The sequence below is a fragment of the Bradyrhizobium sp. genome, assembly GCF_030646015.1.
Lineage (GTDB): Bacteria > Pseudomonadota > Alphaproteobacteria > Rhizobiales > Xanthobacteraceae > Bradyrhizobium.
The window spans coordinates 1-16,505 of the sequence record NZ_JAUSLT010000035.1; the positions used below are offsets into that span (position 1 = coordinate 1).

Annotated in this window: 14 protein-coding genes and 1 pseudogene; 5 read left to right on the forward strand and 10 right to left on the reverse strand. The window is 65.8% G+C overall.

Annotated features, from left to right (window positions below; all coding sequences use genetic code 11):
- Positions 1–302: 302 nt before the first annotated feature.
- The gene (locus Q7T45_RS04245; RefSeq protein WP_304868037.1) at positions 303–2,087 is read right to left on the reverse strand and encodes an acyl-CoA dehydrogenase family protein; all 1,785 of its coding nucleotides are present in this window, start codon (positions 2,085–2,087) and stop codon (positions 303–305) included.
- 206 nt (positions 2,088–2,293) lie between these two features.
- Here Q7T45_RS04245 and Q7T45_RS04250 point away from each other — a divergent pair, with 206 nt between their 5' ends.
- On the forward strand, positions 2,294–2,596 hold the full coding sequence (locus Q7T45_RS04250) for a hypothetical protein (protein ID WP_304868039.1): 303 nt from the start codon (positions 2,294–2,296) through the stop codon (positions 2,594–2,596).
- A gap of 16 nt (positions 2,597–2,612) precedes the next feature.
- Here the strand turns inward: Q7T45_RS04250 and Q7T45_RS04255 are convergent, their stop codons facing one another.
- From Q7T45_RS04255 to Q7T45_RS04285, 7 genes and pseudogenes are all read right to left on the reverse strand, one after another.
- Positions 2,613–3,134 carry a GNAT family N-acetyltransferase gene (locus Q7T45_RS04255; protein ID WP_304868041.1) on the reverse strand — a complete coding sequence of 174 codons (522 nt, stop codon included), beginning with the start codon at positions 3,132–3,134 and terminating at the stop codon, positions 2,613–2,615.
- A gap of 10 nt (positions 3,135–3,144) precedes the next feature.
- Positions 3,145–3,666 (reverse strand): phage tail protein, encoded by a 522-nt coding sequence (locus Q7T45_RS04260; RefSeq protein ID WP_304868043.1) that lies wholly within the window; start codon positions 3,664–3,666, stop codon positions 3,145–3,147.
- A 9-nt stretch (positions 3,667–3,675) separates the two neighbouring features.
- Complete coding sequence (locus tag Q7T45_RS04265) at positions 3,676–3,984, reverse strand: phage tail protein (protein WP_304868218.1); 309 nt, start codon at positions 3,982–3,984, stop codon at positions 3,676–3,678.
- Positions 3,903–4,148 (reverse strand): annotated as a pseudogene (locus tag Q7T45_RS04270) (MAPEG family protein); the annotation flags it as partial. The gene Q7T45_RS04265 and the pseudogene Q7T45_RS04270, both read right to left, overlap by 82 nt.
- 135 nt (positions 4,149–4,283) lie before the next feature.
- Positions 4,284–5,372: a lipocalin-like domain-containing protein gene (locus Q7T45_RS04275; RefSeq protein WP_304868045.1), complete on the reverse strand. Its 1,089-nt coding sequence runs from the start codon at positions 5,370–5,372 to the stop codon at positions 4,284–4,286.
- Positions 5,362–7,824 (reverse strand): FtsX-like permease family protein, encoded by a 2,463-nt coding sequence (locus Q7T45_RS04280; protein WP_304868047.1) that lies wholly within the window; start codon positions 7,822–7,824, stop codon positions 5,362–5,364. The genes Q7T45_RS04275 and Q7T45_RS04280 overlap by 11 nt, the downstream gene beginning before the upstream one ends.
- Positions 7,821–8,474, reverse strand: coding sequence for an ABC transporter ATP-binding protein (locus Q7T45_RS04285; RefSeq protein ID WP_304868049.1), 654 nt, complete (start codon positions 8,472–8,474; stop codon positions 7,821–7,823). Before Q7T45_RS04285 ends, Q7T45_RS04280 begins: the two co-directional genes overlap by 4 nt.
- 254 nt (positions 8,475–8,728) lie before the next feature.
- On the opposite strand from Q7T45_RS04285, the gene Q7T45_RS04290 reads away from it, so the two are divergent.
- From Q7T45_RS04290 to Q7T45_RS04300, 3 genes are read left to right on the forward strand one after another with little or no spacing between them, the layout of a single operon-like run.
- Positions 8,729–10,000 (forward strand): MFS transporter, encoded by a 1,272-nt coding sequence (locus Q7T45_RS04290; RefSeq protein ID WP_304868051.1) that lies wholly within the window; start codon positions 8,729–8,731, stop codon positions 9,998–10,000.
- 6 nt (positions 10,001–10,006) lie between these two features.
- Positions 10,007–10,702 (forward strand): glutathione S-transferase family protein, encoded by a 696-nt coding sequence (locus Q7T45_RS04295; RefSeq protein ID WP_304868053.1) that lies wholly within the window; start codon positions 10,007–10,009, stop codon positions 10,700–10,702.
- A 12-nt stretch (positions 10,703–10,714) separates the two neighbouring features.
- A complete protein-coding gene (locus tag Q7T45_RS04300; RefSeq protein ID WP_304868055.1) occupies positions 10,715–11,677 on the forward strand; it encodes a dihydrodipicolinate synthase family protein in 963 nt (320 codons plus the stop codon).
- 172 nt (positions 11,678–11,849) lie between these two features.
- Here Q7T45_RS04300 and Q7T45_RS04305 read toward each other — a convergent pair whose 3' ends face one another.
- Complete coding sequence (locus tag Q7T45_RS04305) at positions 11,850–13,592, reverse strand: amidohydrolase family protein (RefSeq protein WP_304868057.1); 1,743 nt, start codon at positions 13,590–13,592, stop codon at positions 11,850–11,852.
- Positions 13,593–13,680: 88 nt separating this feature from the next.
- Positions 13,681–14,886, reverse strand: coding sequence for an MFS transporter (locus Q7T45_RS04310; protein WP_304868059.1), 1,206 nt, complete (start codon positions 14,884–14,886; stop codon positions 13,681–13,683).
- Positions 14,887–15,216: 330 nt separating this feature from the next.
- Between Q7T45_RS04310 and Q7T45_RS04315 the strand changes: the two genes are divergently transcribed.
- Positions 15,217–16,473, forward strand: coding sequence for an ATP-grasp domain-containing protein (locus Q7T45_RS04315; RefSeq protein ID WP_304868061.1), 1,257 nt, complete (start codon positions 15,217–15,219; stop codon positions 16,471–16,473).
- Positions 16,474–16,505: the final 32 nt, after the last annotated feature.

Below are 16,505 nucleotides of genomic sequence, written 5' to 3' on the forward strand. Positions count from 1 at the left end.
CACCTCGTCCATGGCGCCGAAAACCACACGCCCCTTGTGCACGATCGTCCTCCCGGAAGTCCTGGTCTTGTTGCGACCCATGGGAGCAATCTAGCGGAGTCGGCGGGGAGGGGAACTGGAAATCCTTCACCCTCCCCAGGAGGGGGAGGGTCGGCTCACATGGAGCGCAGCGACATGTGAGACGGGGTGGGGTGATCTCTCGACTCGGGCACCGTGTGAGACGAGAGACCGCCACCCCACCCCGCCGCTCCTTTCAGTCGCGTCGACCCTCCCCTCCAGGGGAGGGTAAGCGAGAGCTGCGACTAGCTGAGCAACCCCGTAACTTGCGCCAGCGTCACCGGCCGTTCCGCAAGCACCAGTTCCGCGATCTCGCGTTCGAACTCGCCGTCGCCCGGCGCCAGCGGATCCTGCGCGCTGAGGCGGTGGTCGACGACCAGCCGCGCATAGAGCGCGCGACGGGCATCGGCGCCCGGCTGTGCGGCTTCCCATGTCATCAGGATGGCGCTGGTGACGTGATAGAGCGCGCTTGCCGCTTGACGCGCATTCGCTTCCTCAGCCGGCTCGGCCGCAACGCGCTCGACCAGGGCAAGCGTCCGATCCAGCGCGGTGCGCAGGCGATCGCGGAAGGCGACAGGGATGAGTCGCGCGTGATTGACCAGATTGGTCAGCGCGAGTGCGAGCGTGCGGTGGGTGCCGCTCTTGCCGACCGCGCGCCTGACGATATCGAGCGCGTTGATGTTGCTGGTGCCCTCCCACAGCACGCCGACATGGGCGTCGCGGATCAATCTGGCATGCACCCATTCCTCGATGTAGCCATTGCCGCCGCGGACTTCCATGGCGCCGGTCGCCACCGGAATATTGTCGCGGCAGGCGCGGAATTTGAGCAGCGGCGTGAGGATGCGCAGACAGTCTTCGGCGGGCCTGGAGCCGGCATTGGCGCGGTCCATCGCGCTGGCGGCAAACAGGAACATCGAGAGCGACTGCTCGGCCGGCACGATGATCTTGAGCAGCTGGCGGCGCAGCAGCGGATATTCGATGATGGTCTTGCCGAACGCCGCGCGGCCGCGCGCGCAGGTCAGCGCCTCGTTGACGCAGCGCCGCATCATCGCCGCGGCGCGGACGCCGTGCGACAGCCGCGACAAATTGACCTGCTCCATCATCTGCTTGAGGCCGCGATCGGCCTCGCCGACCATCCAGGCCTCGGCGCCCTCCAGCAGGATCTCGCCCGACGCCATCGAGCGGGTGCCGAGCTTGTCCTTGAGCCGGACGATGCGGTAGGCGTTGCGGCTGCCGTCCTTCAGCCGGCGCGGCATCGCGAACAGCGCTAGCCCTTTGGTGCCGGCTGGCGCGCCCTCGGGCCGCGCCAGCAAAAGTGCTACATCGGCGTCGGCGTGCGAGCAGAACCATTTGTCACCGGCGAGCCGCCATTTGCCGTCGACCTTGCGGGCTATGGTTTCGATGCCGCCGACGTCGGAGCCGCCGGCGCGCTCGGTCATGAACTGCGTGCCTTTCCACATCGTGGCGAGGTCGCCGGACAGCATTTTCGGGAGCAAATAATCCTGCAACTCGCGGCTTGCGAATTTGCGGATCAGATGGATCGAGGTGTCGGTGACGCTGATCGGGCACATCAGCCCGAACTCGGCCTGCACGAACAGATATTGCAGCGCGTATTTGGCGACCGCCGGCAGCGGGCGGTTCATGCCGAGCGCGCCGGCGCGGTGGCTCATGGCGTGAAACTGAAAGTCGCCGAACGCGATCGCCTCCATGTCGCGGTAGGAGGAATGGTAGTCGATCCAGTCCTCGTCGCGGCCGAACCGGTCGCGGGCCTGCAGCACCGGCGGGTGCTTGTCGGCAGTTCTGGCGAGTTGGTCGAGCCGGCCGCCGGCCAGGGCGCCGAGCCGGTCGAAGTGGGGCTCGAGCCGGCGAAAGTCGTTGGGCTGCAGATACAGCCGGAGCAGGTCGCGCAGGCCGCGATCGAGCGCGTAGAAGTTCTGGCCCGCGCAATCCGGCGCGATGTGATCGGCGCCGTATTTCGGTTCCTGCGCCGCGACGGCGCCGGACGACGGGTGGGACGAAGGCGCGTGCATGGTGGACCTCGTTTCGGATCGTCCGATCGGCCCGCGGCGCGTTGCCGTGGCCTGGCGCAATGGCCGTCCGCTCAATATCGCCTTCCGGCCGGCTATTCCAACATTATCCGGCGGTTGCGGTGCAATGCGGGCAACGGGCCTGCGGCATTTTCGCTGACTCATCAACCGTGGCATGGTATGGCCATCGCTTGATCCAGGAGATCGAAATGGTGTCACCGGCAGACTTGGGCAAGCTGAAGCTCGACGATTTCGATCCGCATCTCGATGCCGTGTTCGAGATGACATCGCCTGTCGGAACGGTGCCGCTGAAGCTTGCAAGGACCGAACGTTACGGGCAGGCGATCCGCGAGGGCGGAGCATTTTCGCTGCTGTTCGTCGCTCCCGCGGGTCCGTCGTTGCCGCAGGCGATCTATCCGGTCCGGCACCCCGCACTCGGTACGATGGAAATTTTCCTGGTGCCGGTCGGGCCGATGTCCGGCGGCAACGGCTATCACGCGGTGTTCACCTGAGGCGGCGCAGCACGGGTCAGTCGTTCGTGGCGGTCCAGCGCATGAGGTCGTAGACGCCCTTGTCTTCCTTGGTGGCGAATCCAAGCCGCCGGTAAAGCCGCATGGCAGGATTGAACTTCTCGACATGGATCGAGACGTCCTTGCCCGCGGCGGCCGCCTCATCCATCAGGTCGCGCAGCAGGGCTTCGCCGAATCCCTTGCCGCGATGCTCGGGCAGGAAAGCGATGTCGATGATGCGATGCTGGGTCGGCCAGCGCTCGATATAGAGGCGGCCGATATCTTCGCCCGCGTGCATAGTGATCAGCCAGTCGGCGTCGGGATAATACTTCTGGTAATGCGCGTGCTGCAGGCGGAACTGCTCCGCCAAAAATGCGGCCTTCTGCGCGTCGCTCAGCGGCGTGGCAGCGAGCTCCTCTGATCGGGTCGAGGCATAGACTCCCTCGAGAAACGGCAGATCGCTTTCCGCGATACGTCGGAAACCCAGGCCTGCGTCGGTCGCACGCGCCCAGCTACACGCGATCGCTGCGGCAACGCTCACTTTGGAACGCTCATCCGCGCGGCGGGAACACGCCCTGGAGGGCAATGTTGAAGTTGAGCGTAAGGTACGGCATCATGTTGTTGTGCGGCTGGCTGCCGCCGGCAGGAGGAAGCGCCTGGAACGCCATCTGGGTAAGGTTGCTCGGCGGCCCATATGCCTGGCCATTGTTCGACCGGGCCAGCGAAGCGTTGTTTGGATTGAACCTGTCGGCCGGGTCACTTTGATATCCGGACATCGAATGCGAATGCGCCGGTATTTCCGACTCGAGCAGCGTTACCGTCGTCGAACCGCCTAGTTCGCCGAGATCATGCAGCGACAGACCGGGACCCTGTCCGGGGTGCATCGGAGCATTGCCTTGCATGTCCGGCAGCGCGAAGTTCGACTTGCCGTTACCGCCATAGGTCGTGCCGAGCAGCGAGAACAGCGCGGTGTTCTGTGACAGGGGCAGCAGCTGTCCGTTACAGAACGCCCACCCTTTGGGCGGGAAGTTGAACGGGAAGATCCGGATTTCGGCGACGAATGGATCGGCCATGATGTCCTCTTAACTCGGCGGGAAGATTCCGAACAAGGAAATGATGAAGTTGACGCAGAGATAAGGCTGGAAGTTGCTGTGCGGCTGGCTGCCGCCGGTCGGAGAGATCGCCTGGGCGGCCATGAGCGTATCCGGGGGATCGCCCCAATAGAGCTGGCTGACCGCGCCGGTTCCCGGCAGCGCGTTTTGTACATTCGGCGTGTCCGCAGCATTCGTGCTTGCCACCATCGGATGGGAATGATGCCGAGCAGGGCGGCGTAGGAGTCGCCGATATAGATCGCGAACAGCCAGAGCGAGGGCAGGAAAATCGGCATCCATTCCAGCGTGTTCATCTGCACGCGGAACACCCGCTCGAAATCGGGATGGCCCGAGGTCGCCGGCGCCTTGACGCCGAACGCCACGCGCGCTCGCGACACCTGGATGCCGGTGAAGAAGTAGAACAGGATGGCGAGACAGGTGACGAGCGCGGTGAGGTGGTACATCGCAATTTCCTCTATTCGACGTCATTCCGGGGCGCGAACGAAGTGAGCGAACCCGGAATCCATAACCACGAATCGGGAGTATGGATTCCGGGCTCGCGCCAAGAGGCGCGCCCCGGAATGACGATGTCTCTGGCCTCAGTACCCGGTCATTTCCAGATATCCTAATCCGGCGTGGCTGCCCGTAAAACTGATCGGGCCCTCCCAATAGGGAAAGCTGGTGCCCATCCAGCTTTTCGCGTTCAGCGCCGTGGTCTCGATCGCAAGGCCGCGGGCGGGAATGGCGACGCGCCATGCGGTCGGCACCTTGCGGCCGGCGACGTCGGTCATCACGATCGGCGTGATGCTGTTGTCGGCGGAAGCGATTTCGATCGAGCGGCCGTCGGGCGCGATCCAGTTGCCGAACAGGTCGCTGCGTCCGTCCTGCTGGCGCAGCCGGTACAGCATCAGCTTTTCGCCCGAGTTCAGATGCAGCGAGAACCAGTCCCAGCCGGTCTGGTCCGGGCCAAGCGGCTGGCTGCTCCATTCCCGGTCGAGCCAGGCCAGGCCCGTGACCTCGACGGGCTTGTCGCCGATCGTGATGCGGCCGCTCGCGTTGAAAAACGGCTGGCTGTAATAATACGAGGCCTGTCCGCGTTCCGATTTGCGGCTGTAGCCGGCGTTGCCCTGCAGCACCAGCGGTCGCTCGGCGTCGAGCCGCAGCGCGTAACTGAAATCGGCGCCCGACGCCTTGAGGTCGAGCGGCGCCAGCATGGCGTCGCGCATTGCTTCGCCACCGCGCATTTCCCAGGCATCGATCCAGGCGTGAAACGGTCTTATGTCGACGCCGGCCTGATCGACGCCGCCGCGCGCGAAGGCCTCAGTGTAGCGGTGCGTATTCGCCGATGTCACCGCGGCATGGCCCATCCAGATCTGCTGGTTGGCCCAGCCCTGCGCTTGCGCGCCCGCGCGCGTTGCCTGACGAAACAGCGTCCACTGCGCGCCATAGGCCGCGCCGCTGGCATCCCTGAGATTCGCCGTCACGTACCACCACTCGATGCGAAATTCCGGATGCGGGCCGTGGTCGGCGGGAAACGCAAAGGTCCTGCCGGGCACGACGGCCGCAAACCCTTCCGCGTTCTCGCCGAGCCCGGCAAAGCCCTGCGCGCGTACCGCGCCACCGCCGAGCCCGAGCAGGGCAAGTCCGCCAGCGAAGGCGCGGCGCGATATTGTTCTGCTAGCGTTCATCGGCGAAAATCTTGATCAGGCTGGCCGGCTGCATGCGCGCCAGTTTCAGCACCGGAAGCAGGGCGGCCAGCAGCGATGCCGCCATGGCCACGCCCAAGAGCTCGAGCAGTTGCTGCGGGAACACATGAAACGGCAGCCGCCAGCCGAACGCCTTGACGTTCACCACCGCGATCAGGCACCACGCCACCGCGAGGCCGAGCGGCAGCGCCAGCAGCGCCGTGATCAGCGCCACCGACAGGGTTTTTGTCAATTCGATCGCGGCCAGCCGCCGCCGCGTGATTCCGATCGCCCACAATGGCGCCAACTGCGGCAGCCGGGAATTGCTCAGGGTCAGCAGGCTGGTCAACAGCGCGATGCCGGCGACCCCGAGGGTGAAGGTGTTGAGCGCCGCGGTCACCGCGAAGGTTCGATTGAAAATCCGCTTCGACTCCGCCTTCATGGTGGCCTGATCGGCGAGACTGCGGTCGCCGAGGTCGAATTTTTCGCGCAATGCCGATAGCAGCGCGGGAATTTTCGGTGGCGCTACCTGCAGGCCAAACCGTGTGGCAGGGATGCCGGGGAAGCGCCGGGTCAGCGCGGCGTAGTTGACGGCGATCTGGCCTTTCGGGTTGCCGTAATCGGCATAGACGCCGACGATTTCCAGCGGCCAGTTGCCGCCGGGCGTGGGCACCTCGATGCGGTCGCCGATCCCCAGTTTCAAACGCCGCGACAGTTGCTCGCTGATCAGGGTGGCATCGCCCGGCCGCAGGCGAACCCAGGGGTTGGCGCTGGATTCAAGCAAGGGCCAGTGCTCACTATAGGTGGTGTGATCGGGCAGGCCCAGAATCTCGATCGGCGCGCCGCGAAATTGCGCGTCGGCGCGGCCGCCGGGCAGGATCGCATCGACTTCCGCACGCCCGCGCAGCCAGGCCTTGATCGCGGTCGCCTGCGCGTCGTCTTTGGCGTTGACATAGACATCCGCCGCCAGCCGTCCGTCGAGCCAGCCGACAAAGGTCCGGCTGAAACTTTCCACCATGGTTCCGACACCGACATTGACCGCGAGCGCGAGCAGCAGCGCCATCAGCGCCAGCGAGAGCCCGGACAGTTGCTGGCGGCTGTCGGCCCAGAACCACACTGCGAGCGGGCGGCGCGCACTACGCTGGCCGAGCGAGAGAACGCGCTCCAGGATCGCGGGCAGCAGCAGGGCGGCGGCCAGCAGCAGGGCGGCAAGCACGGCAAATCCTGACACCAGCGAGTCGCCATACAACAGCAGGAAGCCAGCGGACGCGAACACGGCGAGCGCGACCGCGCTCTGAACCATCAGCCAGCGCTGCTGCGCCTGTTGCCAGGCCTGCGGTTGCGCCGCCACCAGCACCGGAAGACGGGCGGCCTTCGTCAGGCTTGCCGCCGCCGCCGCCAGCGCGCCGAGCACCGAGATGGCGAGGCCGGCGATCCACCATTCGCCCCGCAGCGTCAATTGACCGGGGATCTGCGCGCCATAGAGTCCGCGCAACGACGCCGCGACGTCGGGCAGCAGCGACGCCGCGATGACGTAACCGCAGACCAGCCCGATGATGCCGGCGATCAGCGCCAGCGCTACCAGCTCGATCACCAGCACCGCGTTCAGCATCCGCGCCGACACGCCGCAGGCACGCAGCGTTCGCAGCATCGGCCGCCGCTGCTCGAACGCCAGTCCTATCGCCGAATTGACGATGAACAGGCCGACCACAAAGGACAGCAGGCCGAACGCCGTCAGGTTGAGGTGAAAACTGTCGGTGAGCCGTTCCAGATCGCTTTCCGCATCCGGTTCGACCAGGCGCAGCCTGTCTCCGGCGACGGCTTCCAGTGCCGCGCGCGGGCCTTTTGCCTTGCCGATCAACAGCCGCGAAACTTGGTCCGGCATGTTCATTAGTTGCTGGGCGATGCCGATATCGACCACCAGCACGCCCGGCGCCAGTTGCGGCTGCACCCGCAATGGCGGCAACAAGGTGCCGCTGCTGGTCGAAGGCCGCGCGCCTTCCTGCAGATTGAGATCGGCCAGCACCTCGGGCGCCACCAGCATTTCGCCGGGCGGCGTGACGAAGGATTGCAGGCCGGATCGACCGACCGTCGGCGCGTTGCCGACCTCGCCCGGCAGCGTGACCGGCTCGATGCCCAAGAGCCGGAACGAACGTCCGCCGATCTGGATGCGGCCCTCGAGCACCGGCGACACCGGCCAGCCGGCGCGGCGCAGATCGACGAACAGGGCCTGCGGGAAGCTCGTATCGTCGCGGCCGACCAGCATCGCGGTTCGCGCGCCGCCGAAGGTCGCGGCCGCGCGGTCGTAACTGATGCGCGCCTGCGCATTCAGCGCCTGCACGCCGCTCCATAGCGCGGTCGCGGAGACCAGCCCGATCAAGAGGGTCGCCAGCTGCATCGGATGCCGCCGCCAGTGGCTGAGCAGAACCGCGAGAATCCAGAGCGCGCGGCTCACGCGATCAGCCCGGCATGCAGATGAATCCGGCGGTCGAGCGTGGCGGCGAGCCGCTCGCTGTGCGTCACCATCAGGAAGCCGCAGCCGGTGCGCGTCACCAGATCGCGGGTCAGCGCCAGCACGTCATCCGCGGTCGCCTCGTCGAGATTGCCGGTCGGCTCGTCGGCGAGCAGCAACAGCGGCTTTGTCGCCAGCGCGCGGCCGATCGCCACCCGTTGCTGCTGTCCCCCGGACAATTGCTCAGGATAACGCTTCAGGAGCGCGCCGAGCCCGAGCCGATCCACCAGTTCGGCATGCCAGGCGGCGTCGTGACGGCCGGCAATGCGGGACTGAAACGCCAGATTGTCCTGAACGCTCAGGCTCGGGATCAAATTGAACTGCTGGAATACCAGGCCGAGCCGGTCGCGCCGCAATTCCGCCCGGCCGGCATCGCTGAGGCCGGCGACATCAGCGTCGGCGAGTTTGATCTCGCCGCCATCGGCCGCATCCAGCCCGGCGATCAGATGCAGCAGCGTGCTCTTGCCGCTGCCGGATTCGCCGGTCAGTGCGACGCGCTCGCCCGCGGCGATATCGAGGTTGACCCCGCGCAGCACCGCGACCTGCTCGCCGGCCGAGCGATAGGTCTTGGTCAGGTTTCTGACGCTCAGCACGATGGGATTGCCGGTTGCAATGCCAAGCGGATTCGATGCCTCTTTGAGTGCCCTTGCGGGGATAGCCCAGTATACCAAGGCCACCTCGGGAGATCACGGTCTCAATCGTGGCGGCGACGCGATCGTGATGGGGGGCGCACGGAGCTGCGGCCGAAAATCCGTCCAAAAAATGCCCAGTTGCATTGCGGCTTGCCCCGCGGGTAGCATCCGGCGAGGCCGACCAACAGGCCAGCAAATCAAGAAGGGGGGAGCTCATGACCACGCAACCGACGCCCAAGGGCGCCTGGACAATCACGTTTCTCCTGTTTTTGTTCATGCTGGTCAATTTCGCCGACAAGATCGTGGTTGGCCTCGCCGGTGCGCCGATCATGGACGAGCTGAAGCTCGATCCCGAGCAATTCGGATTCCTCGGGTCTTCGTTCTTCCTGCTGTTCTCGACCTCGGCCATCGTCGTCGGCTTCATCGTCAATCGCGTCGATACCCGCTGGGTGCTGCTGGCGATGGCGGTGGTTTGGTCGGTGGCCCAGTTCCCGATGGTCGGCACCGTCAGTTTCACCACGCTGGTGATCTGCCGGATCATCCTCGGCGCCGGCGAGGGGCCGGCGTTCTCGGTGGCGGCGCATGCGATCTACAAATGGTTTCCCGACGAGAAGCGCACGCTGCCCACCGCGATCCTGTCGCAGGGCTCGGCGTTCGGCGTGATCCTCGCGGTGCCCGCGCTGAACTGGATCATCGTCAATCACAGCTGGCATTACGCGTTCGGCGCGCTCGGCGTGGTCGGCCTGATGTGGGTGGTGGCGTGGCTGGTGATGGGCAAGGAAGGACCGCTGGTGCAGACCGTCGCGATGTCCGCCGCCGATCCCCGCGTTCCCTATTTCCAGCTGCTGACCTCGCGCACCTTCATCGGCTGCTGCGCCGCGACCTTCGGCGCCTATTGGGCGCTGTCGCTCGGCCTGACCTGGTTCACGCCCTTTATCGTCAAGGGGCTGGGCTTCGAGCAAAAGGATGCCGGGTGGATTTCGGTGCTGCCCTGGGTGTTCGGCGCCGCCATCGTGCTGCTGACGGGGTGGATATCGCAGGTGATGCTGACACGCGGCTACACCACCCGCGGCGCCCGCGGCGTGCTCGGTTCGGTGCCGCTGATCATCGGCGGCTTGATCCTGGCGGCGATGCCGCATGTCAACGGCGCCGGCCTGCAGATCGCGCTGCTGGTGGTCGGCTCCGGGCTGTGCGGCTCGATCTATGTGGTCTGCCCGCCGATGCTCGGCGAATTCACCCCGGTGCAGCAGCGCGGCGCGGTGATCGCGATCTACAGCGCGATCTACACGCTGGCGGGTTTTGTGGCCCCGTACGTGATGGGCAGTGTGATCAAGCATGCGGCGGTGCCGCTCGACGGCTACATGACCGGCTTCGTCATCAACGCCGTCGTCATGGTCTCATCCGGATTGCTCGGCCTGCTGCTGCTGTGGCCCAACACCGAGCGCACGCGGCTGCTGGCCCAGGCGGCGCAGCCGAAATTCGCGTGAGGAAAAATGGCCCGCTACAGGCTCCATTGCATCGGCGCCTCGGGTAATTCCTACAAGCTGGCGCTGTACATGAACTGCGCCGGCCTCGATTGGGAGCCGGTCGGGGTCGACTTCGCCGGCGGCCAGACCCGCGATGCGAACTGGCGGGCCGGTACCAATGCGATGGGCGAGGTCCCCGTGCTTGAAGTCGACGGAAAGCGAATGTCGCAGTCCGGCGCGATCCTGGTCTGGCTGGCCGAGACCACTGGCAAGTTTGCGCTCGACGGCGACGAGGAGCGCTTCGAGGCCTTGCGCTGGATCCTGTTCGACAATCACAAGTTCACCAACAATCATGCGATGCATCGCTTTCAGAGGTCGTTCATGTCGGAGCCGGTGCATCCGGCGATCCTGGCATTCCTGCGCTCGCGCACCGAGGCGAGTTTCGCGATCGCGGAGAAGCACCTGACCGATCGTGCCTTCGTGCTCGGCGACAGGCCGATCATCGCGGATTTCTCGATGGCGGGGTATGTGTACTATCCGCCTGACGAGACCGGCTTTGATATCGCGGCGGATTATCCGGCGCTGGATGCCTGGCGCCGGCGCCTGGCCGCGCTGCTGGGCTGGAAACCGCCCTATGAACTGATGCCTTTCGGATCGGATCTGCGGACGACCCGCATGCGGATTGCGCCGGGGAGCGCCGAGCGCAAGCAAGAACAACACTGAAGGAGACGAGAAATGAGCCGCCATCCCGATTTCGTGCCTCATGGCGTCATTCCGGCGGTGCTGCTGCCGTTCCATGCGGACCTGTCGATCGACGAGCCGAGTTTTCGGGCTCACTTGCGTGACGTGGGCTCGGTGCAGGGACTGTCGGCGATCACCATCAACGCCCACTCCACCGAGGTTGCCTCCTGCACCGAGGACGAGCAGCGCCGCGTCATGGCGATCGCAGGCGAGGAAGTCGGCGACGTCTTGCCGATCATTCACGGTGTCTGGGCCGACGGCAGCCTGCAGGCGGCGCGGATCGCCAGGCAGGCGCAGGCCGGCGGCGCTTCAGCGCTGCTGGTGTTTCCGCCGGCTCCCTTCACGCTCGGCCAATCCCCGGAGATGGCGCTGGCGCATTTCAAGGCCATTGCGGACGCGAGCGATCTGCCGCTGATCGTATTTCAATATCCGCTGGCCACAGGGCAGGGCTACCCGGCCGCGACGCTGGAACGGTTGTTCGACGCAGTGCCGACCATCCGCGCCATCAAGGACTGGACGCCACAGGTGCCGCAGCACGAAAGCCAGATTCGCAAACTCCAGGGGCGCGCGCGTCCCATCAACGTGCTCACCACCAACAGCGCATGGCTGCTGAGTTCGCTGGTGCTCGGCTGCAACGGCCTGCTGTCCGGCTCAGGCAGCGTCATCGCCGATCTGCAGGCCCGGCTCTATCGCGCCGTGAGGGCCGACGATCTCGCGGAAGCCCGCCGGCTCAACGACCGGATCTATCCGACGGCGCGGGTGTTCTACGCCGATCCCTTCATCGACATGCACAACCGCATGAAGGAAGCGCTGGTGCTGCTCGGCAAACTGCCGCGCGCGGTGGTGCGCCCACCGCTGGTCAAGATATCGGAGGCGGAAATTGCTCGGATACGGGACGCGCTGGTGGAGGCGGGGTTGCTGGCCGCACAGGCGACGCAGGGAAGAAACGCGGCGTAATCTTCTCCCCTCCTCCCACGCGCCCTTGCGCGTGGCGGGGAGGGGTCGGGGGTGGGGGGCGTCTCAGCAAACTCACTGGCAGTCGAATGCGCGGAAACACCCCCCACCCCCGACCCCTCCCCACCACGCGGCGAAGGGCCGCGCGGGAGGAGGGGAGAAGAAAGCCCGCCCGCTAACCCGCCGCGGCGCCGAACTTCCGGGCGTCGCCCTGCGCGCCGCGTACCAGCCGGCCCGGCCGCGAGCCGGTCGCCACACCGCCGCGCTGCGTCACCACGCCCGAGACGATGGTGGCGTCGTAGCCGTCGACCTGTTGCAGCAGGCGGCGGCCGCCTACGGGTAAGTCGTAATGCACCTTCGGCGGATGCAGATGCAGTCTGTCGTAGTCGATGACGTTGAGGTCGGCCTTGTAGCCCGGCGCGATCACGCCGCGGTCGAGCAGGCCGACCGACAGCGCGGTCTTGCGCGACTGCGCCGCCACCACGAACGGGATCGAGAGCTTTTCGCCGCGGCTGCGGTCGCGGGTCCAGTGGGTCAACAGATAGGTCGGGAAGCTGGCGTCGCAGATGATGCCGCAATGCGCGCCGCCGTCGGAGAGGCCCGGCACCGAATTCGGATCGCACAACATTTCGCGCGTGGCGTCGAGATTGCCGTCGGCGTAATTCAGGAACGGCACGTAGAGCATGCCGCGGCCCTGGTCCGACAGCATCGCCTCATAGGCCAGTTCTTCCGGCTGCCGGCCCTGGCGGCGGGCCTGCGCGCCAAGCGTATTTTCCGGCGGCTGCTCGTAATCGGGGGGATCGCCGAGCAGGAACATCTTGTCGTAGTTCGGCCGGAAGAACAGCGGATCGTCGGTCGCGGTCGGCGTCTCGCTCAGGATGGCCGCGCGCACCTCGGGCTGGTGCAGGCGCTGCAACCGCTCGGCCAGCGGCAAATGGGCGATCGCGCGATAGCTCGGCAGGGTCTGGAACGGGTTGCGCGACAGTTCCAGCCCGAGCAATAGCCCGACCGGACGGGCGGCGATCTGCGCCGTGATCGACAGTCCGCGCGCGGAAGCCGCGTTGATGGTGTCGAGCGTCTGGCGCCAGCGCCGCGGCGCCCGGTCGTTCTGGGTGATCGAGAACGATACCGGGATTTTGGTATTCTCCGCCACCCGCAGCATCATCGGCAGGTCTTCATCGAGGGTCGACAGATCCAGCACGAACTGGAACACGCTGCGGCCGGTCCTGTGCATGGCGCCGGCGATCGCTGTCAGTTCGTCCTCGCTGGCCTTCAGCGTCGGCGTGTAGTCGCCGGTCGAAGTGCGGTGGTTGAGGGTGCGCGAGGTCGAAAATCCCAGTGCGCCGGCGCGCACGGCATCGCCGGCGAGCGCGGCCATGGCGCGGTTGTCTTCCGCTGTGGCGGGATCGCGGTTGGCGCCGCGTTCGCCCATCACATAGACACGCAACGCAGCGTGCGGCAGTTGCGCGCCGATATCCATGTCGAAGCGGCGTTTGGACAGCCAGTCCATGTAGTCCGGAAAGCTTTCCCAGGCCCACGGAATGCCGGCACTCAGCACCGGTTCGGGAATGTCCTCGACGCCTTCCATCAGCTGAATCAGCCGGACATGATCTGAAGGCCTGCACGGCGCGAAGCCGACGCCGCAATTGCCCATGATCGCTGACGTGACGCCGTTCTGCGACGAGGGCGTGATGTCCTGGCTCCAGGTGACCTGGCCGTCATAATGGGTATGGACGTCGACGAAGCCCGGCGTGACCAGTTTACCGCGGGCGTCGATCTCTTCGGTTCCGGTGCTTGCGATCTTACCGACCTCGGTAATGCGGCCGTTGGTAACAGCCACATCCGCTTCGAACAATTCGCCGCCGAGGCCGTCGGCAATGCTGCCGCCACGGATCACGAGATCTGGATTGGAAGCCATGGCGTTACATCCCTGATTGATCTTGTTGCCGACATCATGGATTGCGGCACCAACCTGTCAACCGCCCGGGATGCGGCTCAGGAATGCATCAGGCGGCGCGGGGCTTGCGGTCGGTGACCAGCGCCAGCAACACGGTCAGCGTCATGAACACGACGGAAGCGCCGAACACCCAATGCGGCAGGCTCTGGTCCATGATCCAGCCGTACAGCAATGGTGCGAAGATGCCGGAGAGGTTGAAGCCGGTGGAGACGATGCCGAAGGCGCGGCCGGCCGCACCCGGCGGGGCGGCGTTGCGCACCAGCATGTCGCGCGACGGCGCGATCACGCCGCCGAGAAATCCGGCGATCGCCATCATTCCCGTCAGCAGCAGCGACGGCAGGGTGGTGGTCGCAATCACCAGCATGATGACCGCGTTGATGGCAAAACACGCGGCGGCGACCTGTCCATGGCGGCTGGTGCGGTCGGCGAGATAGCCGCCGGCTAGCACGCCAATGGCGCTGCAGGCAAGAAAGGCGGTCAGTGCCAGGTTGGCCGTCGAGAATGATTCGCCATAACCCGTCATCAGCGCGACCACGCCGAAATTGCTGATGCCGGCGTTGGACAGGCCAAGCAGCATGAAGAAGATCGTCAGGATGATGATGGCCGGCGTGATGATGCTTTGTTTCGGCGGCTGCACGCCATCGACCTTGCGGTCGGCGGCGCTGGCGTCGGGAATGCCGATGGCGATCAGCACCAGCGCTACCAGCAGCCCTACGGCGCCGGCAGCGATCAGCGCGCCTGTTCCGCCGACCGTCGCCACCAGCGCCGCCATGATGGCGGGCGCCACCGCGCCGCCGAGGAAGCCGGCAAAGGTGTGGATCGAAAACGCGCGGCCCATCCGCGCTTCATCCATATGCGCCGACAGGATCGCGTAATCGCAGGGATGATAGACGCTGTTGGCCAGCCCCAGCAGTCCGGCGCAGACCAGCAGCCAGGGATAGCTCAGATTGAGACCGAGCATGAGCAGCGCCAGGCCGCCGAGCGTCAGCCCCATCAGCAGCACTTTTCGGGCGCCGATATGGTCGGCGAGGTAACCGATCGGGGCTTGCGTCAGGCCGGAGACGATGCCGAGCACGGTGATCGCAAAGCCAAGCTCGATATAGCCGACGCCGAGTTGCTCCTTCAGGAACGGGAACAGCATCGGCAGCACGAACAGATGGAAATGGCTGACCCAATGGGCCAGCGAAATCGCCGCCAGCGTCCGCAGCGAACTGTCCGTCTTGGCCTGTTGCGGTGCGGCGAGAACGTCGACCATATCTGCGCTAAAAACCCTGTTGGTAACAGCCCGGCAAGGCGCGCCAAAATACCGGCTACCGGTTATTTGTCCATGAATACCGCTGCATAGCAGCCCCCGCGAAGCGCGAAAGGCGGTGCCGTTCTTCACCCTCCCCTGGAGGGGGAGGGTTGATCGCGCTCGGCGATGCGCAGCATCGTCGGAGCGAGCGGGGTGGGGTGACAGTCTCTCGTTTCGGATAGTGTTCGCGTTGAGGGACTGCCACCCCACCCCGTCTCGCATCTTGCGATGCGAGCCGACCCTCCCCCTCCAGGGGAGGGTAAGGAAACGCCGCGTCAGCAAAGCGAGAGAATGGCCGCGTCAACCCATGTTCCAAGGCCGCTCCGGGTGCTGGTTCCCGAGGGAAACAGTACGTCCGCGCGCGAGGCGATCACCATCCTTGGACTGTCGGGCCACCACATCGAGGTCTGCGATCCCGCGCCATTCTGCCTGGTGCGGTTCTCGCGCTTTGTCCGAAAATTTCACCGCTGCCCCGGGCTGCGGGACGATCCCGCGGGCTTCCTCGCCTTTGTCGAGCGACTGTTGGCCACCGGACAATACGATGTGCTGCTGCCCACCCATGAACAGGGGTTTTTGTTCGCGCGCGTGCAGGAGCGGCTGAGGGATCGCGTCGGGCTGGCGCTGCCGGATTTTGCAAGTTACCGCGCCGCGCACAGCAAGGCCGGCTTCAGCCGGTTGCTCGACCGATTGAGCCTGCCGCAGCCGGCGACACGAATCGTGAATTCGCCGAGCGGACTGCGCGACGCCATAAAATTTCCGTCCATCGTCAAAACCTCCGTCGGCACCGCCAGCCGCGGCATCTGGTTCGTCCGCAGCAGCGATGATCTGGATCGCGCGCTACAGGATCTGAACGCCCGCGGCGCGTTCGCCGATGAAGTGCTGGTGCAGGCGTTCGTCCCGGGCGCCATCGAGAAGGCGCAAGCCGTGTTCTGCCGCGGCGAATTGCTCGGTTTTCATGCCTATCGGCAGATCGCCGCCGGCGCCGGGGGCGGCGAGGCGATCAAGCAGAGCGTTGCCAGGCCACAGCTGCGCAGCCACGTCGCCCAAATCGGACGAGCACTCGGCTGGCACGGCGCGTTGTCGGTCGATTGCATCATGCGGGACGATGGAGCGGCACCGCTGCTGATCGATTGCAATCCGCGGCTGGTCGAACCGATGAGCGCGTATCTCGCCGGGTTCGATCTGGTCGAACTGCTGTTGCGGATTTCGGTCGGTGAAGTGCCCGCGATGGCGGGCGAAAGCCGCGCGGACGTGCGGACGCATCTGGCGATGCAGGCGTTGCTCGGATGCGCGTCGCGCGGGGGCACGCGGCGCGATATCATCAGGGAGTGCTGGAATCTCGCGACCGGCGGCGGGCCCTATGCCGGCAGCGCCGAGGAACTGACTCCGCTTCGGCTCGACTGGATCAGCGCGGTGCCGCTGGCGCTGATCGCGATGGTGTTGCTCGCCGCCCCCGGCCGCGGCGTCGCGCTCGCCCGTGGCGGCTGGGGCGCGCATCTGCTCGATATCGCGAGTATCCGGATGATCGAGAGTGGGGAATTTCGCTAGAGTCCCAAAACTCTCACCCGTCGTCGCCCGGC